This window comes from Stenotrophomonas sp. PD6, from assembly GCF_049199305.1.
GTDB lineage: Bacteria > Pseudomonadota > Gammaproteobacteria > Xanthomonadales > Xanthomonadaceae > Stenotrophomonas.
In genome coordinates this window covers 128502-154223 of record NZ_JBLZQD010000007.1, presented here as the reverse complement: position 1 = coordinate 154223, position 25722 = coordinate 128502, and the positions used below count along the sequence as shown (strand labels likewise).

Annotated in this window: 25 protein-coding genes and 1 tRNA gene; 17 read left to right on the top strand and 9 right to left on the bottom strand. The window is 66.3% G+C overall.

All coding sequences use genetic code 11. From position 1 onward, the window contains the following. Positions 1-192: 192 nt before the first annotated feature. The 6 genes from ACOZHM_RS12180 to ACOZHM_RS12155 all read left to right on the top strand — a co-directional run bounded on the left by ACOZHM_RS12180 (position 193) and on the right by ACOZHM_RS12155 (position 6307). Positions 193-438, top strand: coding sequence for a hypothetical protein (locus ACOZHM_RS12180; RefSeq protein WP_421569562.1), 246 nt, complete (start codon positions 193-195; stop codon positions 436-438). A gap of 24 nt (positions 439-462) precedes the next feature. Beyond that, the gene (locus ACOZHM_RS12175; RefSeq protein ID WP_421569560.1) at positions 463-987 is read left to right on the top strand and encodes a helix-turn-helix transcriptional regulator; all 525 of its coding nucleotides are present in this window, start codon (positions 463-465) and stop codon (positions 985-987) included. A 155-nt stretch (positions 988-1142) separates the two neighbouring features. Beyond that, positions 1143-1667 (top strand): hypothetical protein, encoded by a 525-nt coding sequence (locus ACOZHM_RS12170; protein ID WP_421569558.1) that lies wholly within the window; start codon positions 1143-1145, stop codon positions 1665-1667. 92 nt (positions 1668-1759) lie between these two features. Continuing rightward, positions 1760-2971: a helix-turn-helix domain-containing protein gene (locus ACOZHM_RS12165; RefSeq protein WP_421569556.1), complete on the top strand. Its 1212-nt coding sequence runs from the start codon at positions 1760-1762 to the stop codon at positions 2969-2971. Next, on the top strand, positions 2968-5169 hold the full coding sequence (locus ACOZHM_RS12160; RefSeq protein ID WP_421569554.1) for a hypothetical protein: 2202 nt from the start codon (positions 2968-2970) through the stop codon (positions 5167-5169). The genes ACOZHM_RS12165 and ACOZHM_RS12160 overlap by 4 nt, the downstream gene beginning before the upstream one ends. A gap of 112 nt (positions 5170-5281) precedes the next feature. Beyond that, the gene (locus ACOZHM_RS12155; protein WP_421569552.1) at positions 5282-6307 is read left to right on the top strand and encodes a phosphotransferase enzyme family protein; all 1026 of its coding nucleotides are present in this window, start codon (positions 5282-5284) and stop codon (positions 6305-6307) included. Between the two features lie 7 nt (positions 6308-6314). Here the strand turns inward: ACOZHM_RS12155 and ACOZHM_RS12150 are convergent, their stop codons facing one another. The 9 genes from ACOZHM_RS12150 to ACOZHM_RS12110 form a co-directional block, all read right to left on the bottom strand. Further along, positions 6315-7622 (bottom strand): type II toxin-antitoxin system HipA family toxin, encoded by a 1308-nt coding sequence (locus ACOZHM_RS12150; RefSeq protein WP_421569550.1) that lies wholly within the window; start codon positions 7620-7622, stop codon positions 6315-6317. Next, entirely contained in the window at positions 7619-7966 is a 348-nt protein-coding gene (locus tag ACOZHM_RS12145) for a helix-turn-helix domain-containing protein (RefSeq protein WP_421569548.1), read from the bottom strand. Before ACOZHM_RS12145 ends, ACOZHM_RS12150 begins: the two co-directional genes overlap by 4 nt. Before the next feature lie 146 nt (positions 7967-8112). After that, complete coding sequence (locus tag ACOZHM_RS12140) at positions 8113-9000, bottom strand: DMT family transporter (protein WP_421569632.1); 888 nt, start codon at positions 8998-9000, stop codon at positions 8113-8115. 32 nt (positions 9001-9032) lie between these two features. After that, a complete protein-coding gene (gene murB / locus ACOZHM_RS12135; RefSeq protein WP_421569547.1) occupies positions 9033-10082 on the bottom strand; it encodes a UDP-N-acetylmuramate dehydrogenase in 1050 nt (349 codons plus the stop codon). Continuing rightward, positions 10079-11134 carry a quinone-dependent dihydroorotate dehydrogenase gene (locus ACOZHM_RS12130; protein WP_421569545.1) on the bottom strand — a complete coding sequence of 352 codons (1056 nt, stop codon included), beginning with the start codon at positions 11132-11134 and terminating at the stop codon, positions 10079-10081. The genes murB and ACOZHM_RS12130 overlap by 4 nt, the downstream gene beginning before the upstream one ends. A 9-nt stretch (positions 11135-11143) precedes the next feature. Then, complete coding sequence (locus ACOZHM_RS12125; RefSeq protein ID WP_421569543.1) at positions 11144-11914, bottom strand: class I SAM-dependent methyltransferase; 771 nt, start codon at positions 11912-11914, stop codon at positions 11144-11146. A 7-nt stretch (positions 11915-11921) separates the two neighbouring features. After that, positions 11922-12206, bottom strand: a complete 285-nt coding sequence (locus ACOZHM_RS12120; protein ID WP_421569541.1) for a DUF4190 domain-containing protein — start codon at positions 12204-12206, stop codon at positions 11922-11924. 87 nt (positions 12207-12293) lie between these two features. After that, positions 12294-13118: an SDR family NAD(P)-dependent oxidoreductase gene (locus ACOZHM_RS12115; protein WP_421569539.1), complete on the bottom strand. Its 825-nt coding sequence runs from the start codon at positions 13116-13118 to the stop codon at positions 12294-12296. Continuing rightward, positions 13118-14650, bottom strand: coding sequence for an aldehyde dehydrogenase family protein (locus ACOZHM_RS12110; RefSeq protein ID WP_421569537.1), 1533 nt, complete (start codon positions 14648-14650; stop codon positions 13118-13120). Before ACOZHM_RS12110 ends, ACOZHM_RS12115 begins: the two co-directional genes overlap by 1 nt. Before the next feature lie 118 nt (positions 14651-14768). On the opposite strand from ACOZHM_RS12110, the gene kdsA reads away from it, so the two are divergent. The 11 genes from kdsA to ACOZHM_RS12055 all read left to right on the top strand — a co-directional run bounded on the left by kdsA (position 14769) and on the right by ACOZHM_RS12055 (position 25716). Further along, positions 14769-15614, top strand: coding sequence for a 3-deoxy-8-phosphooctulonate synthase (gene kdsA, locus ACOZHM_RS12105; protein WP_421569536.1), 846 nt, complete (start codon positions 14769-14771; stop codon positions 15612-15614). 124 nt (positions 15615-15738) lie between these two features. Further along, positions 15739-15815 (top strand) — tRNA-Arg (locus tag ACOZHM_RS12100). A 220-nt stretch (positions 15816-16035) separates the two neighbouring features. Next, on the top strand, positions 16036-17535 hold the full coding sequence (locus ACOZHM_RS12095) for a KAP family P-loop NTPase fold protein (protein WP_421569535.1): 1500 nt from the start codon (positions 16036-16038) through the stop codon (positions 17533-17535). A gap of 302 nt (positions 17536-17837) precedes the next feature. Further along, entirely contained in the window at positions 17838-18110 is a 273-nt protein-coding gene (locus ACOZHM_RS12090; protein WP_421569533.1) for a DUF2845 domain-containing protein, read from the top strand. Between the two features lie 154 nt (positions 18111-18264). Beyond that, positions 18265-18801, top strand: coding sequence for a fimbrial protein (locus tag ACOZHM_RS12085; protein ID WP_421569531.1), 537 nt, complete (start codon positions 18265-18267; stop codon positions 18799-18801). A gap of 81 nt (positions 18802-18882) precedes the next feature. Then, positions 18883-19632, top strand: a complete 750-nt coding sequence (locus ACOZHM_RS12080; protein ID WP_421569529.1) for a molecular chaperone — start codon at positions 18883-18885, stop codon at positions 19630-19632. Continuing rightward, positions 19616-22225 carry a fimbria/pilus outer membrane usher protein gene (locus ACOZHM_RS12075; protein WP_421569528.1) on the top strand — a complete coding sequence of 870 codons (2610 nt, stop codon included), beginning with the start codon at positions 19616-19618 and terminating at the stop codon, positions 22223-22225. Before ACOZHM_RS12080 ends, ACOZHM_RS12075 begins: the two co-directional genes overlap by 17 nt. Continuing rightward, entirely contained in the window at positions 22222-23574 is a 1353-nt protein-coding gene (locus tag ACOZHM_RS12070; RefSeq protein WP_421569526.1) for a fimbrial protein, read from the top strand. The genes ACOZHM_RS12075 and ACOZHM_RS12070 overlap by 4 nt, the downstream gene beginning before the upstream one ends. 5 nt (positions 23575-23579) lie before the next feature. Next, positions 23580-24299: a molecular chaperone gene (locus ACOZHM_RS12065; protein WP_421569524.1), complete on the top strand. Its 720-nt coding sequence runs from the start codon at positions 23580-23582 to the stop codon at positions 24297-24299. 523 nt (positions 24300-24822) lie between these two features. Further along, positions 24823-25272 (top strand): PA2169 family four-helix-bundle protein, encoded by a 450-nt coding sequence (locus ACOZHM_RS12060; RefSeq protein ID WP_421569522.1) that lies wholly within the window; start codon positions 24823-24825, stop codon positions 25270-25272. A gap of 216 nt (positions 25273-25488) precedes the next feature. Beyond that, the gene (locus ACOZHM_RS12055; RefSeq protein WP_421569520.1) at positions 25489-25716 is read left to right on the top strand and encodes a hypothetical protein; all 228 of its coding nucleotides are present in this window, start codon (positions 25489-25491) and stop codon (positions 25714-25716) included. Positions 25717-25722 lie beyond the last annotated feature (6 nt).

Sequence of the window (25722 nt, the reverse complement as noted above, 5' to 3'; positions counted from 1 at the left end):
ATGTAACCGGTTCCATGACGCGTCGCAATATCGGTGCGCGCAGGAAGTCCGAAATGGCTCACAGATCCTTCACGTGGCGGTGGCCGACGCAGTCACGCGCAGCGCAGGATCGGCGGACTGCACCGGGAGTCGGCATATGAAAATATTGTCATTTGACAATGTGGCGCTGCATCCCCACACTGGGGTCAGCTGATGGGACGGTCCAAACATCCGAAGCCAGATGTTGAAGCAGCTCTTCAGCATGCAGAGTCGCAAGGGTGGCGGGTCGTGGTAGGCGGCAGTCATGCCTGGGGCCGCATCTATTGTCCCTACAACACGAGGGACTGCCGTTGTGGAGAATTCTGCATTTCCAGTGTGTGGAGTACGCCGAAGAATCCGACCAACCACGCAAATGCGCTGCGCCGTGTTGTCGACAACTGCAGTGAACACCGCAAGTAACCGCAAGCCAACAAGGGTTGAGCCATGGAATACACCTTCACTCTGAAGTACCAGTTGGCAGACGCGCAGAGCGACCCGAAGGCGCTGGTTGAGCGCCTTGGCGAAGAAGGGTGCGATGACGCGCTGGTGGGTGTCGGCCTGCCCGGTCGGCTTGCGCTGGAGTTCACCCGTGAAGCCGACAGCGCCGACGCGGCCGTGTGCAGCGCGTTGGCCGATGTACGCCGCGCGGTGCCGGCGGCGACCCTGATCGAAGTGACGCCCGATCTGGTGGGCCTGACCGACGTGGCCGAGCTGGTCGGTGTCTCACGGCAGAACATGCGGCAGCTGATGCTCGCCCATGCAGGCAGCTTTCCTGCCCCGGTCCATGAAGGCAGCACCTCCATCTGGCATCTCGCCGACGTGCTGGCGTGGCTGCAGGCCAAGGGCGGTTACGCATTGGCCGGCGACCTGCTGGAGGTCGCACGCGCGGCGTTGCAGGTGAATGTGGCCAAAGAAGGTCAGCGCCTGCTGCCGGGGGCACTGGACAGGACCAGGCAAGCCACCGGCTGAGGCACCGATGCTGGTTGACGCATCGTCAACCGTCGCACTGCGCGACTTGACGGGCTGCCGGTTCAAGGTACTTCGCGCTTTCCCCACACTGGTTTCCGAGGTCGCGGCGCTCCTGCCGTTGACCACTGCAAATCAACATCGGGGAAAACCAGCACATGATCAGCATTCCTGTTTCAGACACATCGCACGCCCGCCTGTCCCGCGCTTCGCGCTGGGTGTGCTGCATCGGCTATGCCGTGCTCGCCGTGCTCTTCGCGTCGTCGGCGCTCAGCGGCCACCGCCAGGCCGAAGCCATCCTCAAGGATGCGGTGACCGTGCAGGCGCCGGTGCAGGTCGACCATATCGAAGAAAAACGCCGCAAGGGACGGGTCTCCTACCAGTACCATTTCCGCTACGACTTCGAGGTCAATGGCGTGGCGCACAAGGGCGAGTTCTCCACGTCCGAAGACAACGCCACCCCTTACCTGGGTGAGGAGCCGCACGTAGCCGTGGCCTATTCCCGCACCGACCCGTCGCAGTTCGAGCGCCTGGAACGACTGGAAGGCCAGAAGGGTCTGGGCGCCGTGCTGGGCCGGATGGTGGTGGCGCTGGGCATGCTGGCGATCCTGGCCTTCGTGGTGCACCTGCTGCTGACCCGCAAGCTGTTCGTGCGGCAGACCCCCGCCGTACCTGCGGCCTGAGCGGGGCGGCCGGCATGCAGTCCGAGGACGAGGTTGACAGTCCATCCGGCCACGGTAGGGTGTGCGACTCTCTTCCGTTCTGGTCGTTTCCCATGCCTGCCCCGGAGTTCGCCGACCTGCTGTCTCGACACATGCGGCGGATCCGCGCCAGCGCGGGCGGGGTGGCCGCTGAAATCGGGATCAGTCGCGAGGCCGTCAACAACTGGCGGGCGGGAACCTCGCGACCCAGCCGGCGGCACCGGGACCGGGTGCTGGCGTGCGCCAACTATCTGCGGTTGACTGAAGCCGAATGCAACGCGTTGCTGCAGTCGGTGGGCTTCGAGCCGGAGTTTCCGGTGGAACCTGCCAGCGCCCTGCCTGTTGTCGACACCGTCGCCGGAACCGTGCCGGCGACCGTCACGCGCCTGTTCGACCGCCTGCAGCAGTTGCGGCCGTACCCGGTCAGCCTGCTGCTGACCCAGGCCCATTGGGGGCAGCCGCCCGAACGGGCGGCGATCCTGGCCGAGGCTGCGGCACGCTACGGCCAGGAGCGGGTGCTGCACCTGCAGCCGCCGTTCCGCGCAGGCGAGGGCGACCAGGACTACTTCGCGCTGCTGGCCGCGCAATGCGGGTTGGACGGCGTGACCTCGGATGCGGGTTTCGAGATGGCGCTGGCGCGGCGGCTGCAGCAGTCCGGCGCGCTGTTCTGCCTGGTCAGCCGGTTCGAGCAGGGAGCGCCCGGGCCGCGTGATGTACTGGCCGGCATCCTGCGCAGCCTCAGCGAGATGTACAGCGGCAAGCTGCACCTGCTGATCTGTGGCGGCGCGGCGCTGGCGGACCTGAAGTATCAAGGCGGCGACCTGTCGCTGCTCAACATCGCGGCGACGGAAAGCTGGCCGGAGCTGGGTGTGGACGACCTGCGCCGCAGTGCCGCCGGCGTTGCCGACGCCACGCTGTCGCGCGCACTGCAGCTTTCTGGTGGCCACCCCCTGCTGGCCCAAGCGGCGGTGCTGCTGCTGGCCGACACCGCGCTGGACGATGAGGCGGTGATCGACGCGTTGTCGACCCATCCGCGGCTGTGGGAATCGCTGCTGCCGATGCTGCGTGACGTGACCGCGCGGGACGCGGTGCGCGGCTGGCTGGCGCGTTCGCCGGTCGCGCCCGCGCGCCCCTACCTGATGGACCCCCTGCTGCGTCAGTTGTACTGGAGCAACCTGCTGACCTCGCGCGCGGGTGAGCAGGGGGCAGGGCTGGAATGGCGCTGCGAAGCGATCCGGCGTGCGGTGCGCCAGGTGATCGACGGCCTGGAAGCGCTGCCCGCATGAGCAGGCCGGCCCGCTCGTCCGCGCGACTTGGCTGGCAGCTGCTGCTCGTGGCCGGCATTGCCTGGTTCGTGGGCAGCTTCTTTTTCGTGCCGTGGCTCAATCCGGTGCAGCTGTGGCGGATGAAGCGCGATGGCGAAAGCATGATGCTCATGCAGAGCGCCAACATCGACATGATGCTCCTGCGCGAGGAAGCCCTGTCGTACTGGTTGCAGCACGAGTCCTGGCCACAACAGGTGAGCGTGCCCGGTGTGCACGACCCGGCCGAGACGCTGGTGGAGGCCGAACTGCCTGCGCCGCACGTGCTTCGCCTGCGCTTCACCGACCGCTTCCCGGCCAGCAGCGGGCTGCGTGGAACCGTGATCGAGCAGACCCTGGAGCCGCGCACCCAGCATTGGCGGTGTCGGCCCGGCGAGCCCGCGCCGCCGGCGCGCTGGTTGCCGGCCAACTGCCATGCACAGGCGCCGTGGACGCTGGTGCAATGGCTGTCGATGCTCTTGGGCGTATCGGCGCTGCTGCTCGCCGGGCTTGGGCTGCTCTGGTACCGGCTGCGACCGGCGGTGGCCGAAATCGTGCGCGACCCACGACAGCTGCTCGACCAGCCGCTGCAGAACCTGTCTGCGATCGACCGGCAGCTGGGCTGGTTGCGCCTGCGTGAGCGGGTGCTGGGGGGCGCCGGCGTGGCGACGGTGCGCTGGCGCGATGCGCTGCGCCATCTGCAGGCCACACCGACCACGCGTGCGTTGCAGCTGGCCGCGCGCATCGGGGCGGTGGATGCACCTGCGGCGGAGTGGGCGCTGACCGGGCTGGTACGCGAATGGACGCTGCCGGGCAACCTGCCACTGGCACTGGAACGACTCTGGCTGTATCAACCGGACCCGGCGCTGAGCGGCGATGCCATCGTGCAACAGCTGCGTGGCATGCCAAACGGACAGGACGTGGTGCTGGTGGTCAGCCCGTCGCTGGCGGTCGAACCGGCGCTGATGGCCTACGCCGATGACCCGGCCAACCTGTGCGTGTGCCTGGACCATGTGGCGCAGACCCGCTGGCTGGTGCAGCCTGGTGCGCTGGAGGGCCTGGTCGGGTTGTTGGCGCGGCAGTTGAAGGTAACCCGCATTTCGCCCTACCAGACCCATGGCGGCATCACCCGGCCGGCGGCGTTCTTCGGGCGCGAAGCGCTGCTGGCGCGCGTGCTCAATCGCGAGCCGGGCAACTACCTGCTGGTGGGGGGGCGGCAGCTCGGCAAGACCAGCCTGATGAAGGCGATCGAGCGCCGCTTCGCGGGTCATCCCCGCGTGCACTGTGCGTACCTGTCGCTGCGCGACCATCGCCTGACGGTACGCCTGGCGCTGGAGCTGGGCCTGGCCGAGGACACCGGCATCGATGGCCTGGTGGCGGCGCTGTCGGCACGCGCGGACGGGCGCCGCGTGCTGCTGCTGATCGACGAGACCGACCTGTTCCTGCGCGCGGAGGCGGCACAGGGCTACCCGCAGCTGGGCGCGTTGCGCGCGCTGAGCGAAGAGGGCCGCTGCCACTTCATGCTGGCCGGGTTCTGGGACCTGTATGAGGCGGTCACCCTCGATTTCGCCTCGCCGCTGCGCAACTTCGGCGAGGTCATCCATGTGGGCGGGTTGGAAGAAGACGCCTGCCAGGCGCTGGCGACCGAGCCGATGGCGCGGCTCGGCGTGCACTTCGCCAGCCCCGACCTTCCGCAGCGGCTGGTGGCGGCCTGTGGCCGGCGTGCCAACCTGGTGGCGATCGTGTGCCAGCAGTTGCTGACGCAGCTGGGACGTGGCCAGCGGGTGATCGACGCGACCCAGGTGCACGCCGCGCTGGTGTCGGAGCCGGTGTTCGACGCGCTTGCCGGCTGGGCCCGGCTCAGTCCCGACCCGCTGGCGTGCCGGATCGACCGCATCGTGGTGTACCAGGTGGCGTGCGCGCAGCTGCGCGGCAGCGGCGAGCGCGGCATTGCACTGGTGGAGCTGCTGGCCGGCTTCGATGCGGCGGGCGTCGCGCTGGACCCGGAGCAGCTGCGGCGCGCGCTGGCCCGGTTGCAGTTGGCGTATGTCGTACGCCGCGACGCCGACGGGTTGCCCTACGTGTTCGCGGTGCCGGTCTTCACCACGCAGTTCCAGCTGGAGGAAGTGCAGGCGCTGCTGCAGCGTGAGTTGCAGGCATTGGCCGCGCCCCCCATCCACTGACGTAAGCGGAATGATTGAACGTGTCAGGTGCGCATCTTCGTGACGCGCTTCCCTGTGTGCATGCATGCGATTCTGAGATAGTGATGCGGTGTTCGTTTGCCACGGCGGAGTCATGCTGCATCCTCAGGAATTGTCTTCCGCACAGATTGGCGCAGTGCTGGCCCAGGCCTATGGCGTGCATGCCAGCCACGTGGTGCAACGACCGGCCGGCGCCGATGCCGGCGCCACGGTGTACCAGGTCACCGCCGAGGACGGCGCGCGCTGGTGGCTGAAGTGCCGGCGTTACGCCGTAGGCGATGCGGTCTGGCAGGTACTTCAGCACCTGCGTGGGTCGTTGGGCCTGGTCGAGGTGGCGGCACCGCAGTCCGCCCGCGACGGTGCCCCGGCCGTGCTTGCCGGCGGCTTGCAGTGGACGCTGTTCGCCTACATCGAAGGTCAATCCGGTTTCGAGGCCGCGTTGTCGCAGGCGCAGTGGTGCCGGCTGGGACAGGTACTGCGCCGCGTGCATGAAACGGTGCTGCCGCAGAGCCTGGCCAAGGGCCTTGCGCAGCCGGTGTTCGACGATGACACCGCAGTGGAGCGGGTAGGGGCGTGGTTGCAGCGCGGCGACAGTCACTGGCCCATGCCGGACGCGCTGGCCGAAGAGCATCTGCGGGCATGGCGCCAGCACCGGCCGCGCATCGCCGAGGTAGTGCAGCGCTGTGTGGCGCTTCGTGAGCGGCTGTCCGGGCAGCGCTGGTCGCGTGTGCTGTGCCACGGCGACCTGCATGCAGGCAACCTGCTGCTGCGCGACGATGGCGGTGTATGCCTGATCGACTGGGACAGCATGTTGCTGGCGCCACGCGAGCGTGACCTGATGTTCATCGGTGCCGCCGTGGGTGGGCGCTGGGGGCGCGACGAACCGCCCGGCTTCCAGGATGGCTACGGGCCGGTGGCGACCGACACCGCCCGCCTGGCGTACTACCGTCACTGGCGCATCCTGCATGACCTGCAGGAGTTCCACGACCTGCTGCTTGAACCCGGTGCGGCGGCGCGACCGCCCAGCCAGCGGCGGCAGGCGCTGCGCTACATGGATGAGCAGTTCGCGCCCGGCAACGTGGTCGATGCCGCCGCCCGCAGTTGGGCCGCGCTGGCCTGACCGCTGCTCAACGCAGATCGGTGCGCAAGGTGGCGCCGATCTGGTCGCGCCAGGCGGCGTCGACGCCGGCGCTGTCGGCCACCTGTGGCCACAGCAGCACGCTGGCGCGCACCTGCTCGATGATGTCGCGCGCGCGGCTGGCGTTGATCGACGCCGTGGCGGCACAGGCCGCCAGGTCCACCAGCTCAATGCCCTCGCGTTTGCCGTTGATGGACATCTGGTGGCGCGCGGTCCAATCGCCGTCCGGGTTGTAGGCCCAGGTGATGTCGAATGCAGGCGACAACGACCAGCGGCCCTGGCGGTCCATCAGGTAGGCGATGTTCTTGACGTGGTCATCCTGGTTGCGTCCGATCACGTTGAACACCATCCGCCGGTACTGCTCCTCCAGCTGCGCCATGGGCAGGCGCAGTTGGCGCATCACCAGCAGGGCCTGTTCGTAGGACCACGCGTCGGGGAGGTTGAAATCGAAGTGCGCCATCGCCGCCAGCGACTGCATGTGCAGTTTGCCGCCCTGCGCATCGCGGTCGAAGCGCCGGGTCATGAAATGGCGTCGGCCGCCTTCTTCGAGCAACCGGCAATCGCTGATGGTGATGCCGGCCGCGCGTGCCATCTGGAAGTAGGCGTACTCGACCGCGCCATAGCCCTTGGGGTCGGCCAGTTCCTTGTCGCGGTTGTTGCGCACGCCATCGAACTTGAGCAGCCAGTAGCCGAAGCCCGGGTCTGCGGTTGCCTGGCCCGAGCGAACCTCCCCAGTGTCCTCATTCCAGGCGATGACTGCCTTGGCCCGCGCGCCGCCAGCCGAGGTGCCCACCCGCAGGATGTCCCGCAGGGCGTCGGCGCGGGCCTCGTCGCCGAACGAACCGCGCAGGTTGTCGCGATGGCTGAGCACCTCGCTGGCCAACGCCACCAGGGCATCGATCTGGATCTTGTGCGCCGTGCGCACGCGCGGGCCATGCACGGGCGCGAACTCCAGCGCGCCCATGCCACGGCTGCCGGTGTAACACAGGCGCTCGACCGCGTTGAAACTTTCCGGGCTGCGGCCTTGGGTGGCCAGCCAGGCGTTGATCAGCGTGTTGCCGTACTTGTCCGGGAGTGCGTCGGCCAGCAGCCCGGGCAGGCCATGGAAGCTGGCCGGGTTGAGTGCCGGGAAGCTGAAGACCTGGCCCACGGCCAGCGGCATCGCCAGCGGCGCCAGTTCGATGCCGGAACGGGCGAAGTCGGCGTCATAGGCGAAGTTGGCCACCCGATCGCCGTCGGCCAGATTGACCGCGCCGATGCGACTGCCCCACAGGCGCACTTCCGCGGTGGTGTTCACTTCTCATCGCCCCAGGTCCACGGGCGCATGCCGGGTTCGGCAACGCCGGGGCGCGCGCGCTGGCGCGGCTGGCCGCGGCGTTCGAGCAGATCGATCGGGCTTGGGGTGTCGGAGGGCAGCAGCACGTCCAGGGCATCCAGGCGCTCGAGCGCGCGTAGACAGCGGATCAGGTTGGTCAACTGCCCCGGGGTGCCGTCCTCCAGGCGCTGCACGGTGCGCTTGGAAACACCCGCCGCTTCGGCCAGCTGTTCCTGGGTGGTGCCGCGTGACAACCGAAGACGGGCCAGGCGCTGGCCGAGTTCACCCAGCACGGCTTCATCGGAACTCAGGTTTGAAATGTTCATAAGGCGACCCTCCTGGCGCCTTATGTCTCATGGTGGCCGCAAGGTGTCAACACTGGCGCGTTATGGCGTTAATAAAGTTACGCCACAAAGCGACAATATTGGCGCGTTAGGCGACAATTGCGCGTATAAATGGCCAATACTGGCGCTTATTCGCCCGGCTTTGCGCCAGCGGTAGCGGCTTCAGAAGCAGCACGGCGCACCAGCACGGCCTCCCGATGCGCAATGTAGGCGTTGGCCGCCAGGATGATGCTGGCGCCGATCACGGTCCAGCGGTCCAGCCGTTCGTCGAACAGCAGCCAGCCCATCAGGCTGACCAGCGGCAGCTGCATGAAGCTGATCGGGGTCAGCGCGGAGACTTCGCCCAGGCGCAGCGCACGCGTCCACAGCAGCTGGCCCAGCGTGCCCAGCACGCCGGTGGCTGCCAGCCATATCCAGGCCATGCCGCTGGGCTGGATCCAGCCGACCAGGGCGGGGAACAACGACAGGGGTACCCAGAACACGTAGGTGTAGAACACCACGGTGTCGGCACCGTCCACCCGGGTGAGCTGCTTGATCTGGATGGCCACCAGCGAACTGAGCACCGCCGCCAGCACGGCGACCAGCACGCCGGGCGTAAACGAGTCCGCGCCGGGCCGCACGATGATCAGCACGCCGACGAAGCCGCACACCACCGCGGCCCAACGGCGCGCGCGCACCGTTTCGCCGAGGAACAGCACGGCGGCGATGGTGACGAACAGCGGCGTGGAGTACGACAGTGAGATCGCCTGCGACATCGGCAGGTGGCCGATCGCCCAGAACGCACACAGCATCGAGGCCAGGCCGATCAGGCTGCGCACGAAGTATCGCGGCAATTGCCGGGTGCGGAAGGGCGTACTGCCCGGGCGGAACAGCACCGGGAGCAGCGCCAGCAGTCCGAACGCGTTGCGGAAGAAGGCCACTTCCTGGGTCGGCACGTAGCGCGTGGCATAGCGGATGGCCACGGCCATCAACCCGAACGCCAGGGTGCTGCCCAGCATCAGCAGCGCCGCGCGCATCGGCGTCGGCGCGGGCAACGCGAGCGGTGGGTTCACCACTGCGCGCCGATCAGGCGCGGCTCCGGTTCGATCGGCACACCGAATTTTTCCAGCACGGAGGCCGAGATGCGGCGTGCCAATGCCAGCAGTTCGGCGCCGCTGGCATTGCCATGGTTGACCAGCACCAGCGCGTGGCTGGGGGCCACGCCGGCGTCGCCGTCGCGGTAGCCCTTCCAGCCGCAGGCTTCAATCATCCATGCGGCCGACAGCTTGCGGTGGCTGTCCTTGTCGGCCGGATACACCGGCAGCTCAGGGAACTGCTGCAGCAGCACCTCCACCTGTTCCAGCGGCAGCACCGGGTTCTTGAAGAAGCTGCCGGCGTTGCCGAGCACGTCCGGATCCGGCAGTTTGCGCCGGCGGATGGCGATCACCGCGTTGGCCACGTCGGCGGCCACCGGCAGCTCCACGCCCATCGCCTGCATTTCCTCGGCGATGCCCGCATACCCCAGCCGCAGGTCATGCAGCAGCGGCAGGCGCAGTTCGATGGCCGTGATCAGGTAGCGGTCCGCGGCATGCTTGAACACGCTGTCGCGGTAGCCGAATGCACAGCCCTCGGCGTCGAAACGCACCCATTCACCGGCGTCGCGGTCCCACGCATCCACCGCCTGGATGAACTCGTCGACCTGGACCCCGTAGGCGCCGATGTTCTGGATGGGCGCCGCACCTGCAGTGCCGGGAATCAGGGCCAGGTTTTCCAGGCCAGACAGGCCGTTCTGCAACGACCACATCACCAGGCCATGCCAGCTCACGCCGGCACCGGCGCGTACGACGGTGTGGTCGGCGCGGTGCTCGAGTTCCTCGATCTCGCGGTTGGCGAACACCAGCACGGTGCCGGGCACGTCGTCGGCAATCAGCACGTTGCTGCCGCTGCCCAGCACCAGCAGCGGGCCGCCGGCGACGTGGGGCAGGGCCAGCACGTCGGGCAGCAGGCTGGGGTCGTGCAGTTCGAGCAGCTGTGCGGCAGTGGCGTCCACGTGGAAGGTGTTGAGCTCCTTCAGCGAGGCGTTTTCCGTCAGTATCCAGGCGGGCATTGCATTACTCATAGGGGGGCCACCGCGCCGCGGCTGGGTGCTTCCCGACGTCGACGGATCGCTTCGACGCAGTCATGCACCAGGGCCGGGCCACGGAAGATCAGGCCGCTGTAGCACTGCACCAGTGCCGCGCCGGCCGCCATCTTGGCGACAGCGTCGGCACCGGACTGGATGCCGCCCACGCCAATCAACGGCATGGATTCGGGCAGGCGCGCGCGCAGGCGGCGCAGCACCAGGGTGGACTGGCCCAGCAGCGGCGCGCCGGACAGCCCGCCAGCTTCGCTGGCCAGCCGATCGCTGGCGACCGCACTGCGGTCGATGGTGGTGTTGGTGGCGATCACGCCGTCCACCTTCAGCTCGCCAAGCACGCGCGCGGCCGCATCGATGTCGCGGTCGCTCAGGTCCGGCGCCACCTTCACCAGCATCGGCACGCGCTTGCCATGCCGGGCCGCAAGCGCCTCCTGACTTTCGCGCAGTTGCGAGACCAGTTGCCGCAGCGCGGTTTCTTCCTGCAGCTCGCGCAGGCCGGCGGTGTTGGGCGAGGAAATGTTGACGGTGATGTAATCGGCCAGCGGATACACCTTCTGCAGGCATTGCTGGTAATCGTCGAACGCCTGCTCGTTGGGGGTGTCCTTGTTCTTGCCGATGTTGATGCCGAGCAGCCCGCCGTTGCGCCGGGCGCGTTCGACATTGCGCACCAGCGCATCCACGCCGAGGTTGTTGAAGCCCATGCGGTTGATGATGGCCTGGTGCGCGGGCAAGCGGAACAGGCGCGGCCTGGGATTGCCTTCCTGCGGGCGCGGGGTGACGGTGCCGATCTCGACGAAGCCGAAGCCCAGCGCGAACAGCGCATCGATGTGCTCGCCGTTCTTGTCCAGCCCGGCGGCCAGGCCGACGGGATTGGGGAAGCTCAGGCCGAACGCATTGGTGGGCAGCGGCGCCGGGCGGCGCGCCACCAGCGGGGTGGTGCCGGTGCGGTAGGCGAGATCCAGGGCGCTCAGGCCCAGGCCATGGGCGCGCTCGGCATCCAGGGAAAACAGGAAGGGTCGTGCAAGCGAGTACATGGGGTCCGGTCAGTCCAGCGTGCCGACGAAGGCACGGGTTTGGTATTCGAAGGCGATCCTGCCGTCCACCGCATGCGCGTCGAACAGCTGCTGCAGCGCCTCCAGCATCGGTGCGTGGCGCGGGTGGCCCGGCGGCGGTGCGTACGAGGACGACAGCAGCCGGCCGCGCAGGCCGTCGGCGTCCATCCACTGGGTGTTGGGGAACTGCGCGATGCCACGCAGGCCGGCGCCGAACCAGGCGCGCATGGCATCGTCGTCCTGGTAGCGCTCGGCCACTTCGGTGTAGTCGGTGCCGAATTCCAGCAGCAGCTGCTCATAGCCGATCAGGAACGGTGAGGCATCGAGCAGGCGCGAATTCCAGAACACCAGGGCCAGTCCGCCCGGGTGCAGGATGCGCGCCCATTCACGGCGCACGGCGGCAGTGTCGAACCAGTGGAATGCCTGTGCGGCGGCGACCAGGCCCACGCTGTCATCGGCCAGCGTGGTGGCCTCGGCCGTACCGTCCACCAGCTTCAGGCGCAGGTACTGCGGGGCCAGCAACGCCTCGGCCGCTTCGCGCATGGGCGCGTTGGGCTCCACTGCGATCACCGGATGGCCCGTGGCCAGGAACAGCCGCGTGGAAATGCCGGTGCCGGCGCCGATGTCGGCCACCAGCGTTTCGGTCGGCACGCCGATCTCATGGTGCAGCCAGTCCAGCAGCGCCGGCGGATAGTCGGGGCGGTAGCGTACGTAGTCCGCCACGCGGTTGCTGAAACGTTCGGTTGCGTCCGATCCGCTCATGGGCACCTCACGATTGCAGGGAGACGAACCAGGCCAGTCCCCCGAAGAACAGCACGATGGCCAGCAGCGCCAGCAGGCTGCCGATCACTACCACCCAGCCCATGATCAGGCCGGCCAATGCCAGGCCGTCGCCCTCCAGTTCCAGCGGGCGGCGGCGGATCTCGGCGCGGGCCATGTGCCCGGTGAAGATGGCCACGATGCTGCCCAGGAACGGCAGCGCGGTCCAGCCGAGGATGCCGGCGATCAGACTGATCAGCGCCATGGTGCTGGTTTGACGGGGGGGCTGGTTCATCGGGTCCTCCGTTGCGGGCTGCTCATGATAGAGCGTATACGCCGGTTTGGCCCAGCGGCCCTTCCGGCGATCAAACCTACCCTGCACTCATCCCATCAGCACCTGGCCGCCATCCACGTTCAAGGTGTGCCCAGTGATCCAACGGGCCAGCGGCGAGCACAGGAACAGGGCGGCATCGGCGATTTCCTGCGGGTGCCCGAAGCGGCCGAACGGGATTTTGGCCAGCGTCCCGTGATACAGCGCCGGGTCCTGCTCGCGCCGGCGTGCCCACAGCCCGTCCTCGAACTCGATCGAGCCAGGGGCGATGGCGTTCACCCGGATCCGGTGGGGAGCCAGTGCCAGTGCCTGCGAGGTGGTGTAGTGCATCAGCGCCGCCTTGGCCGCGCCGTAGGGGGCGGCGCCGGGGCGCGGTTGCTGGGCGGCGATCGAGGCCAGGTTGAGGATGCAGGCATCCTCCGACTGTTTCAGCCAGGGCAGGGCCAGCCGGGAAGCGCGCACCGCTGACATCAGGTCGACGCCCAGGCTGGCTTCCCAGCCGGCCTCATCGTCGGTCATGCCGTAGCCGGTGGCGTTGTTGATCAGCACATCGATGCCGCCCAGCGCGTCGGCCGCCTGGGTCAACCACTGGTCGATATCGTCCAGGTGCGACAGGTCGGCAACGCAGGTGTGCAGCGACAGCCCTTGTGCAGCGGCGTCATCGCCCAGTGCGGCCAGGCCGGCTTCGCCGCGTGCGCAGACCGAGACCCGGGCACCCGCAGCAGCAAAGGCGAGCGCCATGGCCCGGCCAATGCCCTTGCTGCCACCGGCCACCAGCACCCGGCGGCCGCTGAAATCGAGGGTGGGGCGGCGCAACGCCGCCTCACCGGATGGTTGCCGACCGTGGGCCGGCACGCCTTCGCCCGGTTCGACCATCACAGGTCGAACTTGATGCCCTGGGCCAGCGGCAGCGAATCGGAGTAGTTGATGGTGTTGGTCTGGCGGCGCATGTAGACCTTCCATGCGTCCGAACCGGACTCGCGACCACCGCCGGTGTCCTTCTCGCCACCGAACGCACCGCCGATCTCCGCGCCGGAGGTGCCGATGTTGACGTTGGCGATGCCGCAGTCCGAACCGGCCGCCGACAGGAAGCGCTCGGCGGTCTTCAGGTTGGTGGTGAAGATCGACGAGGAAAGGCCCTGCGGCACGCCGTTCTGCATGTCGATGGCTTCGTCCAGCGTGCTGTACTTCATGACGTACAGGATCGGCGCGAAGGTTTCGTGCTGCACGACTTCGTCGCTGTTCTTCAGGCCGGTCACGATCGCCGGCAGCACGAAGTTGCCGGCGCGGTCGATGCGGGTACCGCCGGTTTCGATGGTGCCGCCGCTGGCCTTGGCCTTCTCGATGGAGGCCAGGAACTGCTGCACGGCGCCGTCGCTGTTGAGCGGGCCCATCAGGTTGGCCGGGTCGGTCGGATCGCCGATCTTGCCTTCCACCTGCTTGTACGCCTTGATCAGCGTGGCCAGCACGTCGTCGTAGACCGAGGCGTGCACGATCAGCCGGCGCGTGGTGGTGCAGCGCTGGCCAGCGGTGCCGACCGCACCGAACACGATGCCCGGAACGGCAAGCTTCAGGTCGGCGGTCTCATCCAGGATGATCGCGTTGTTGCCGCCCAGCTCCAGCAGGCAGCGGCCCAGGCGGTGGGCAACCTTTTCAGCGACCTGGCGGCCGACCTGGGTCGAACCGGTGAAGCTGATCAGCGGCACGCGCTTGTCGGCCACCATCTTCTGCGACAGATCGGTGCCGGCGTCGTTGATCAGGAAGAAGATGTCCGGGAAGCCGGCATCGCGCAGGGCGTCGTTGCAGATCTTCATCGACGCGATGGCGGTCAGCGGGGTCTTGTTGGACGGCTTCCACAGGCACACATCGCCGCAGATCGCGGCCAGGAACGAATTCCACGCCCACACCGCGACCGGGAAGTTGAACGCGCTGATGATGCCGACCAGGCCCAGCGGCTGGTACTGCTCGTACATGCGGTGGCCGGGGCGCTCGGAGTGCATGGTGTAGCCGTAGAGCATGCGGCTCTGGCCCACGGCGAAGTCGGCGATGTCGATCATCTCCTGCACTTCGCCATCGCCCTCGGGCTTGCTCTTGCCCATTTCCAGGGCGACCAGCGAACCCAGTGCATCCTTGTTGGCGCGCAGCGCTTCGCCGCACAGGCGCACCGCTTCGCCGCGGCGCGGAGCCGGGGTGGTGCGCCAGACCTTGAAGGCCTCCTGGGCACGGGCAACGATGGTTTCGTAGTCGGCGTCGGTGGTGGCATACACCTGGGCGATCGGCTCACCCGTGGTCGGGTTGACCGGGGTGATCACGCCGGCGTCGGTGGCGGTGGACCACTCGCCGTTGCCGAGGTAGGTGCCAGCGTTGGTCGCGTCGAGGCCGAGCGCCTTGAGCAGGTCAGAGGACATGCAAACTCCTGTTGCGAATCAAAAAAGGGCGCAGCCGCTGGCAGGGTGGGGGGCGGCGTGCAGAACGCTTATTCTAACCCGGTAGAATGGGCGGCATTGTTCGCCCCCAGGAATCTGAATGAACGTTACCGTTGCAGAAGGTGTAGTCGTCGGGAACCGTCTCCCGTTCGTGCTGTTTGGCGGCCTGAACGTGCTCGAAGACCTGGACTCGACCCTGCATGCGGCCGAGCACTTCACCACGGTGACCGCCAAGCTGGGCATCCCGTACGTGTTCAAGGCCTCGTTCGACAAGGCCAACCGCTCCTCGATCAAGTCCTTCCGTGGCGTTGGCCTGGACGAGGGGTTGCGCATCTTCGAGGAGGTCAAGCGCCGCTTCGGCGTGCCGGTGATCACCGACGTGCACGAGGTGGCCCAGGCCGCACCGGTGGCCGAAGTGGTCGACGTGCTGCAGATTCCGGCCTTCCTGGCCCGCCAGACCGACCTGGTGGTGGCAATCGCGCAGACCGGCCGCGCGGTCAACATCAAGAAGCCGCAGTTCCTCAGCCCCACGCAGATCACGCACATCGTGTCCAAGATCCGCGAAGCGGGCAACGAGAACATCATCCTCTGCGAGCGCGGCGCGCAGTTCGGCTACGACAACCTGGTCGTGGACATGCTGGGCTTCCGCGAGATGATCGAATCCACCGGCGGTCTGCCGGCGATCTTCGACGTCACCCACAGCCTGCAGCGCCGCGACGCGGGCAGCGAGGCGTCCGGTGGCCGTCGCCGCCAGGTGGCCGAACTGGCCCGCTCGGGCATGGCCCTGGGCCTGGCCGGCCTGTTCCTGGAAGCGCACCGCGACCCGGACCACGCCCGCTGCGATGGCCCCAGCGCCCTGCCGCTGAGCGCGCTGGAGCCGTTCCTGACCCAGATCAAGGCGCTGGACGAGCTGGTTAAGGGCTTCCCGGAACTGGACATCCGCTGAGCCGGCACGCCCCGCAGCGGCGGAATCGGCCTTGGTCCGCCCGCCGAATGTAGGTATCCTTCACGGCTGCTCCCATGCAATGTGGGTGCGGCTAGGGACCCGGCGAGACGCCGGCTTCCAACATGGCCCCGTAGCTCAGCTGGATAGAGCGTCCCCCTCCTAAGGGGAAGGTCGCCCGTTCGAATCGGGCCGGGGTCACCATCTCACGTCGATTTGCGTGAGGATCAGGCGGGAACTACGCCATATTTTGTTGTGCGGACCCTGCAGTAGAGGCTGTGAGATACTCGCCCGCAGGGCGCTGTTAGCCTAGAGATCCGCCGTTGAGTGCTAAGCTCCGCGCATTAAATGTGTTCGCTCAGCAAAGCGTCACCCAATCATTGGAAGACGCCATCCAGAACCCAGTCTCATTCGCAGGAACGCAATGACTGCACTGTTGACCAAAATCGGCAAGCCTTTGGTCTCCCGCAAGGACGCATTCGGGAACGATCCTTTCGAGAGGAAACGAGACGCAGAGATGCTATGTCGGCTGATTTCGACGAGCACGTCTGATCCGATTGTGATTTCTCTTCAGTCGCCTTGGGGTACTGGCAAGACCACTTTTCTGAATAGATTGTCGGCTCATATTGAGCACGAACAATCAATCCCGTGCATCGTTATCGACGCTTGGAAAACAGATCACTCCCACGATCCGCTGGAAGCAATCATTGCCGAGCTTACATTGGCGATAGAGGCAAGGTTGCCGACGAAGAAACGCAGCCCTGCAGGCAAGACGATCTCAGTTTTAGCCGAGCAGGGCTCGAAACTGCTTTTGCCGGTAGCATCCATCGCGCTTAATCTTGTAGCCCCCGCTTCCGGTAATGTCCTGCAGGCGGCCGGTACATTAGGCGAGAGGCTCCTCCGTGATCAAAAATCCCGTCGAGATGCCGAGATCAGCTTCAAAGATGCGCTACAGCGCGCGCGAGATCAACTTACTAAGCGCGCTATGGATCGACCCGTCAAGCCTATTCTCCTCGTAATTGACGAGCTTGATCGCTGCCGTCCAGATTATGCGATCCGCATGCTGGAGAGGATCAAGCATTATTTTGATGTGCCTGGAATTACATTCCTGATCGCGAGCGACAGAGGGAATCTCCCTTCGGCTGTCCAGACAGTTTACGGGGCGCATGTAAATGGCGAGGAGTACCTTCGGAAATTTTTCGACTACGAGTTCCACCTTCAGCCACCAAGTCGACAAGTCTTTGCCAAGCATCTGATCCAAGAGCATCTTCACCCTCAAATACAAGATATTCCAAAGCATATCTTTGGCAGAGACCATCACGGGTACTGGGAGACTGTCTCAAGCCGTTTCGAAGCCTGGGATGCAGAGACTGCTGACAAAATCGAGTACCTGGTGCACTTCCCTTCAATTGCGGATGCTCTAAGTCTCAGCTTGCGCGACATTTCGCAAGCCCTGACAATAGTTCTGGCCTTCGTAAATACACGCTCCCACGATCGGGCCTGCATCCCGGTTGTGGATTGCTTCATTGCGTGCCTAAGGTTTGCTGACCCCCGTGCGTTCAAGTTACTTATCGATAGCTCGATACTGCACAGTCCCGGTCCAGGGGCGCCGAAAGAGGAACTGGACCTCTACCAGAAGTTGGCAACAACACCGCAGTGGGACGCAATCGGTGCCTTCCTGAACAGGAAGGAGCCAATGATCATGCTTGGAGGCTACGCAAGGCCGAGGAGTTCTCTTCCAGCTTGGCAGGAACTTCAGAACAGCCTGAGCAAAGACGTCATCAGTTCAGACTCACTTCTGAATAAAGCGCACCTGAGTATACGGATGCGGCTGGGCAATATTAGTGATCCTTGGGCATACGTTAGAGAGTTCATCAGGCTCAGCCCACCTGTTTATGCAAAAGTTGCTGCGCAAACAGCTTAGATGGGCCGCGGAACACCCATGCTCCATGTGCATGCCTTCAGTGCCCGCGCGAAGACATAGGCGACGGGAGCGTTCGATGGAGCGGTGAAATTAGTGATCTGGACCTAAACCTGTCAGGGTCCGTAAAGGCGCCTGCGACCTCCACATTGGAGGATGCACGATCTACCAGGCGAAGCGGCGGCCAATATTGGAAGAAGTCCCACTTCGCTTCTAGTGCCAGGCTTCCCCTTCACATGCGCCGGACCAGCACCCTGTGGCAAAGTCGCAGGGCAGCACACCCACCCATGGTGAAGGAGAGGGCGATGAACAGGATTTTGTCGGCGTTGGTGCTTTGCCTGGCCGCCAGTACGGCGATGGCCGGCGGCAGCGTGCGGTTCGGCAACCAGCTGGTGAATTCGGGCGACTCGGCGGGCAAAGTCACGCAGGTGGCCGGCACGCCGGATCGCGTCATTCAGCTGGAAAGCGAGTACAGCGGGAATATCGGCGAGCGCTGGGAGTATTACCAGCCGCGCAAGACCATCCAGGTGACGTTCCGTGATGGCAGGGTCACCGACGTGCGCGAGCTCTTCAATTGAGCAGGCCGCAGGGCGCGCCTTTCCACGGGGCGACAAAGTGACGCAGGTGATAAGTACCAGTTGTTGTATCTTTTAAGGATTGCCTGAGATACGGGGAAGGGGTTCGTCGGCAGAATGCCGCCGTTCCCCCAACCATCGAGAGTAGATCGTGAAAATGCAGTTGAGCCTCCTCGGCGTCGTCCTGGCATCGGTACTCAGTGCTCCGGCCTTCGCGGCAAACACCATCACCTTCAGCGGCGAAGTCACCGACCAGACCTGTGCGGCCGTCGTCAACGGCGGCACGGATCCTGTCGTGGTGCTCGACAGCGTTCCGCTGACCGACCTGAACGGTGCCGTCGGCAAATCCGCTGGCGAAAGCGCGTTCACGCTGACCCTGACCGGCTGCGCGGCCTCCGTCGTCGATGAACACTTCACGACCCTGTTCCAGGCGACCAACCCGACCGCAGGCGGCAACCTGACCAACACTGCTGCATCGGGCGCGAGCGGCGTTGCGTTGCAGCTGCTGGACGGTGTGGCCGGTACGCCGGTCAACCTCGCCGGTGGTGCCGCCGTGAGCGCGGGTGACATCGTGCTGACCGCCGCGCAGACCAGCGCCAGCCACGACTACGCCGTGCAGTACATCTCCGAAGCCGCCACCGTGACCCCGGGTCCGGTGCTGGGCTCGGTGACCTACACCATCCGTTACGAATGACCGTCCGCGACGATTGAACGTGGCAGGGGCAGTGCAGCGCGCTGCCCCCTTGCGTGCCGCTGCGTCGCCAGAGGTAACCATATGAGCATCCTCCAACGATGCCCGCGGGTCGCTGCGACGGCCTTGCTGGCCGTGCTTGCGTCGCTGTGCGCCACTTCGGTACAGGCCAGCGTCGTCGTCACCGGTACCCGGGTGATCTACCCGTCCGACGCACGTGAAGTGACCGTGCGACTCACCAACCAGGACCGCTTCCCCAACGCGGTGCAGGCCTGGATCGATATCGATGATCCGGCGTCCAGCCCCGTGGACGCGGACGCGCCGTTTGTGGTCAATCCGGCGATCTCGCGGTTGGCGCCGAACAGCGGCCAGCAGTTGCGGATCATGTTCACGGGCGCAGCGCTGCCGCAGGATCGTGAATCGCTGTTCCATCTCAACGTGCTGCAGATTCCGCCGATGAACGCCGGCACGGCCGATCGGAACCAGGTGCTGCTGCTGATGCGTAATCGCCTGAAGCTGTTCTATCGACCGCGCGACATCGGCGGCCCGGAGCAGCTGGCTGAGCGCCTGCAGTTCACGCTGGTCCCGTCCGGGGAGCAGTGGCACGTGCGCGTGGACAATCCCACCGGGTTCCACGCGTCCTTCGGTGGCGCCACGCTGAGCATTGGGGGACAGCAGTGGACCTTGAAGGCCGCCATGGTGGCGCCGAAGAGCAGCATGCAGTGGCTGCCGCAGTCGCCGTCCGCGCTTCCGGGAGGCGAACCCGTCCTCCAGGCGCAGCTGATCAACGATTACGGCGCGCGTCTGGACCTTCGCCATGTACTGGCCCGCTGAACGCACCGCTGCCGGTCCTGGTCTGTGGATGGTCGGTACGGTGCTGATGGCAACGGCGGGACTCACACAGGCAGAGGAAAGCAGCTACCGCTTCGACGACCGCCTGCTGATCGGATCCGGTCTGGCCGGCGGCAGCCTGGAGCGCTTCAACCGCGCCAACCAGGTGGACCCTGGTACCTACCTGGTCGACGTGTACGCCAATGACGTCTACGTCGGCCGCAGCGAGGTGGAATTCCGCGCGTCGGCCGACGGTGTGGCGCCGTGCCTGGGCGAAGCCTACCTCCAGCAGACGCTGCAGGTGCGGCCGCCGGACCGTGCGCGCGCCGGCGAGACCGGGGACGGCTGCCAGGCGCTTGCTGCGCGGCTGCCGGGCGTGCAGTTCACGTTCGACGCCGCGCGCCTGCGCCTGGACCTGTGGCTGCCGCAGGCGCTGCTGAACCGTGCATCGCATGATCATGTCGATGCCGATCGCTGGGATCCCGGCGAAACCATGGCCTTCGCCAACTACGACCTCAATGCCAGTCATTCCAGCGTCAGCGGCGGTGCGGGCTCGGATTACGCATCGCTGGGCATCAACGCCGGGCTGAACCTGGGGCTGTGGCGCGTGCGCCATCAATCCAATGCGACCTACTCACGCTCGCAGGGGCACACGAGCGACGAGTGGAACAGCATCCGCACCTATGCGGAGCGCCCGATTGCGCGCTGGCGCAGCACTCTTGCCATCGGCAACCAGACAACCGAAGGAAACCTGTTCGGCAGCATCGGCTATCTCGGTGCACGCCTGGCCAGCGACGACAGGATGATTCCAGATTCGCAGCGCAATTATGCGCCGCGCGTGCAGGGCATGGCGCCCGGCAAGTCGCGCGTGGTGATCAGCCAGAACGGTCGCAAGCTGCAGGAGACGATGGTCGCACCCGGCCCCTTCGTCATCGATGACATTTACGGCGCGTCCTACGGTGGCGATCTCGAGGTGCAGGTGATTGGCGTTGACGGCAGCGTGTCCAGTTTCGCCGTACCGTTCTCGGCCGTGCCCGAGTCGGTTCGGCCCGGATACTCCCGCTACAGCGCCACGGTGGGCGAAGCACTCGCCTACGGCGATGCGCGGCGCGCGTTTGCCGAGCTTACCTATCAGCGTGGGGTGAGCAATCTGCTCACCGCCAATCTCGGCGCCCGGGTGGCCGAGGACTACCAGGGACTGCTCGTCGGCGGGGTAGTGGCCACGCGCTACGGTGCGTTCGGGAGCAACGCCATCTTCTCGCGTGTCGCGCAGGACGCGGCCAGTCCGCTGCAGGGGTACCGGCTGGAGCTGAACTACAGCAAGACCTTCCAAGCCACCGACACCACCGTGACGCTGGCGGGCTATCGCTATTCTTCGCAGGGCTACCGGGATCTGGCCGACGTGGTCGGCCCTGCGGGCATCGCGGTGCCAGGCGAGGCAGCCACGGGCGGCACGCGCAACCAGCGCAATCAATTCCATGTGCTGGCCAACCAGCGCCTCGGCAACTACGGCAGCCTGTACGTGGCAGGCTCGGCCGCGGACTACTTCGACGGCGGTCAACGCGACGCGCAGTTCCAGCTGGGCTACTCGAACACCTGGCGCAGGCTCAGCTACAGCCTGTCCATGTCCAGGCAGCGCGACTGCGCGGGAATGCAGCAGGGCCCCGCCTTCGCGCCCTCGCTGCCAGCTGAGCACGGGCGGGTCGAGCGATGCCCGGGGCGCAACACCCTGGGCTTGAGCGTGTCGCTGCCGCTCGGCGTGTCGCCGCGCGCTCCGGTTGCGAGCGCCGTTGCCTCAAGCACGCCCGGGAACCGGGGCGGGGACCGCTACCAGTCGGTGCTGAGCGGCACGCTGGGAGAGGCGCGCGCGACCAGCTATTCGATCGCGGGCGGCGCCGGTGGTGCGGGCGAAGGCGGGCAATGGAGCGGCAGCGTGCAGACCCAGACCCCGGTTGCCAGCCTGAGTGCCGGCATTGCCGGCAGCGCCGACTACCGCCAAGCCAACGTGGGCATGCGCGGCGCCGTGGTTGTGCATCGCGAAGGCGTGACCCTGGGCCCCTACGTGGGCGATACGTTTGCCCTGCTCAAGGCAGAAGGCGCGGCGGGTTCCAGCGTGCGCGGCGGGCAGGGGGCGCGGGTGAACCGCAACGGCTTCGCGTTGGTCCCCTCGCTCTCTCCCTACCGCAACAATGCGATCGGTTTGGACCCGCAGGGGATTGCCGCGGACGCCGAGCTGGTGGAGACGGAACGAAAGGTCGCCCCGTACGCCGGCGCGGCAGTGCGCGTCGAGTTCAAGACGCTGGGCGGGCGCCCGATGGTGATCCGCGCAACCCGGGCCGATGGCGTGCCGATTCCGCTGGGTGCGAGCGTGTTGGATGAGCAGGGCGTGGCCATCGGCATGGTCGGCCAGGCGGGGCAGGTCTATGCGCGCGCCCCGGCGTCACGCGGGCTGCTGCAGGTGACGTGGGGGCGCGGTGCGGATGAAAGCTGCCGCCTGCCGTATGCGATGGATGGCGCGGACGCCGCCGGGCATGGGCTGGTGATTCTGCAGGGCACGTGCGTGGGCATCACCGACGAACACGGAGAACCTCGATGAAGCATTGTCTTCCGATGCTGCAGCTGCTGCTGTTGCTGCTGTTGCTGCTCGCGTCACCGGCGTGGGCGACCTGCTACAAGGTGGTCGCGGTCGGTACGGCGACCACCACCGCGCTGGACCAGATCCGTCCCGGCGAAGGGACGGCGGCGTTCTGGGACGGCGCGTGCGACACCTGCAGTGGTTCGCTCGGGCTGCCCAGCGTGGTCAACGTGAGCGATCCCGGCTTCCAGCCCTATCCGGCGCTGCTGGCCAGCGCCGTGGTGCCGGCCACCCGGTACTCGTCGCCAGCCGGCTACGACGCGGAGCGGGTGCTGTTCCGCTGCGCGGCGGCGGATCCGGTCTATGAGATGTACTCGACCAACGCCGACAATCTGTTCAGTGGCTGGTACAACGGCGGCGACAGCGTCGGCAACTCGGTGGGCCTGCAGGCCGCTTACCGGACCGCCTGGCCGAATGTGCTGCTGCGGCTTACCCATGTGGAATCCGGACGCTACTTCACCGATGTGTGGGGCGAGCGATTGCTGAGCGGTCTGGATACCGATTCGCGCGGCTTCAAACTGGTCAAGGCCAAGAACTTGAGCGCGGTGCGTGCCGAACTGTTCAGTGCGCCGTCGGAGTCGACCTATTACTACGCACCCGTGGCATCGCAGTTGTACGGCTATACCCAGCCAGCGGCCTACATCGCGATCAAGGGGCCCGGGCTGAGCTATCCCACGGTCGGCCAGACCCACTATGGGAACTACAGTGGGTGGTACGCCTATTGGCCCGCCGCCATCAGCCTGTATGGCAACGTGACGCTGAAGCGGCAGCCTACCTGCGCCATCCTCAACGTCACCCCGCAGGTGGTATTTCCTTCGATGTCCATTGCCGAACTCAACGCGGGCGCATCGCGCGAGGCGTCTTTCCAGGTGGGCTTCAAATGCCAGACGGGTACGACCAGCAGCACGGCCGTCAATGGGACCTCGCTGGGCGTCAAGGTCTCGGCCGGCGCGCGGGCGGCGGCGGCGTCATTGGGCCTGGTCAATGCCAACGGCGGGGTGTCGCATCTGCTGTCGGACCGCTACGGCGAGGCCGGCATGGCGAAGGGCGTCGGCATCCGCATCCTTCGCGGCGGCAGCACCATCAACCTGTTGGGCGACGAGAATTCCTCGGCCGGCGTGAATGCGCAGGCGCACGGCTGGTACCCGGCGGTGGGCGCGTCATCCAACGCGGTGTCGAGCAGCGCCGGGGTCACCCAGTACAGCGAAACCTTCGGTGCACGCATGGAGAAGATCGACGCAGGCACGCGGCCCGAGGTGTCGGCCGGGCGCGTGGAAGCCACCGCGCAGATCATCATCCGGGTGCAATGAACGCCATGCGCATTCTTCTGATCGTCGTGCTGCTGCTGGCCTGCGTCACGGCACGGGCGGGCGTCACCGCCGAACGTACCCGGGTGATCTTCAATGCGGGCGATGCCGAGACAGCGCTGCGGGTAGTGAACCAGAACCCCTATCCGGTCGTGGTGCAGGCCTGGATCGACGATGGCGACCCGGAATCGACGCCGGATACCGCCGAGGCGCCGATCATTCCGCTGCCGCCGGTGTTCCGCTTGGAGCCGGGTGAGCAGCGCAGCCTGCGATTGGTGTCGGTGGGCGCCACGCTGCCGAGCGACCGCGAGTCGCTGTACTGGCTGAACCTGTATGAGATTCCGCCTGACGCGCCGCGCGTGGCGGAGGATCCGTCGTCGCGCCTGACCGTAACCCTCCGCACCCAGATGAAGGTCATTTACCGTCCCAAGGGCTTGTCGATGACACCGCAACGCGCAGCCGCGCGGATGGAATTCCGTGTCGAAGAAGGGCGGTTGGCGGTGCACAACCCTACGCCGTATGTGATGACATTGTCCGGCATCAGCCTGTGCAGCGACTCGCAGGAAGGCTGGGGGGAAGGAGCGCTGGTACTGCCCTTTGCGCAGGTTCTGGTCGCGCTGCCCCCATCGAACTGCGAACGCAGCACCCAAGCGGTGCGCTTCACCTGGATTGATGAGGATGGAAACATCCAGCAGGGGAGTGGCCAGTTGCAGGGCGTGCGGCCCTGATCGGGGCCGCACGCCGCCGTCGCTGCCTGTTTACCTGGCGCGTGCGACGGTGCGGTGTCACATACACAGGAGCCTATGCATGTCAGTCATTCATTCACGCGACGCATCCGCAGCGCCTGCAGCAGGGCAGGTGCCCGCGCCAGCCCCGGTACCCGAAACGCCGCCCACGCCGGTTGAAGCACCGCCCGCACAGGATCCTCCCGTGCAGGATCCGCCCGGAGAGGTGCCGCCCGAGCGCGATCCGCCGCCGGCGGAGCCACCGCTTGAGGCGCCCGTCCCACCCGGTAAACCCGTGCAGCAGTGAGCGCTTCAGCGGGATGCTGAGCACCCGCTGTTCACGTGGCGCGATCCCGGCGCGAGCACGCCGTGACATCAGCAACACGTGTTGCAGACGCGGTGTTTTCACTGCTCACACATCGCTTAACCCTTCGTTTTGAAGGTCACGCGGACTTCATTGCAGATGCTGAAAGGTGGGGTCACCCAAGCACGGGTCATCCAAATGAATTTCCAGGAGTAGATACCAGTGAGCACCGAATCGAATACCGCCCACACCCTCAATGACCTGATCGAGATCGCCCGCGACGGCAAGGACTTCTACACCGAAGCGGCTGGCAAGGTGAAGGATGCAGAGCTCTCCGCCCTGTTCACCCGCATCGCCGGCGTCAAGGCCGACATCGTCAATTCGCTGAGCAGCACCGTGCTGGCTGCCGGCGGAAAGCCGGCCGACCATGGCACGGTGGTGGGTTCCATGCAGCAGTTCTACGGCAAGGTCCGCGCCACCCTGGGCGATACGCAGTACGGCTATGTGGCCGAACTTGAAGAATCCGAGGATCGCCTGCTGAAGGCCTTCAAGGACACCCTCAATGACAGCGACACCCCGCCGGCCGCGCGCCAGGAAGTGACCCGTCTTCTGCCGCTGGTGCAGGAAACGCATGAAGTGATGCGTACCCGCAAGCATGCGCTGAAGCATTGATCATCCTGGCGGCGCAGGCGCCGCCCAGGTGACGTTGCGAGCGCCCCGGTTCAGCCGGGGCGTTTGCGTATCAGGGCTTGACGGGATTCCAGACCCCCGCGTACGGCGCGCCGGGATATGGTGCATACTCGGTCACAGGTAGGATTGGAATTCGTCATGGAACACATGCGGTGGCTTACGCTTCGTCTTGGCAATAACCAGTCCATAGGACCGAAAGTGCTGTTGGACCTGTGGTCGAATGCGTGCGAGACCAACCAGTCGTCGGTCACACGCGACAACCAGGCAGGGCACTCGACTTCCTACGCGCTGCATGCGCCCACTTCGCTGGCGTACCCCAAGCGTGCCGAACTGCGCATGCGCAAGCTGCTTGAGGAAGCGGGCTACACCTTCACCCTCGGCTCACTGGCCGACCGCCCCGCGCCGCAGCCGGTGCGCTTCCGCTGAGCGCGG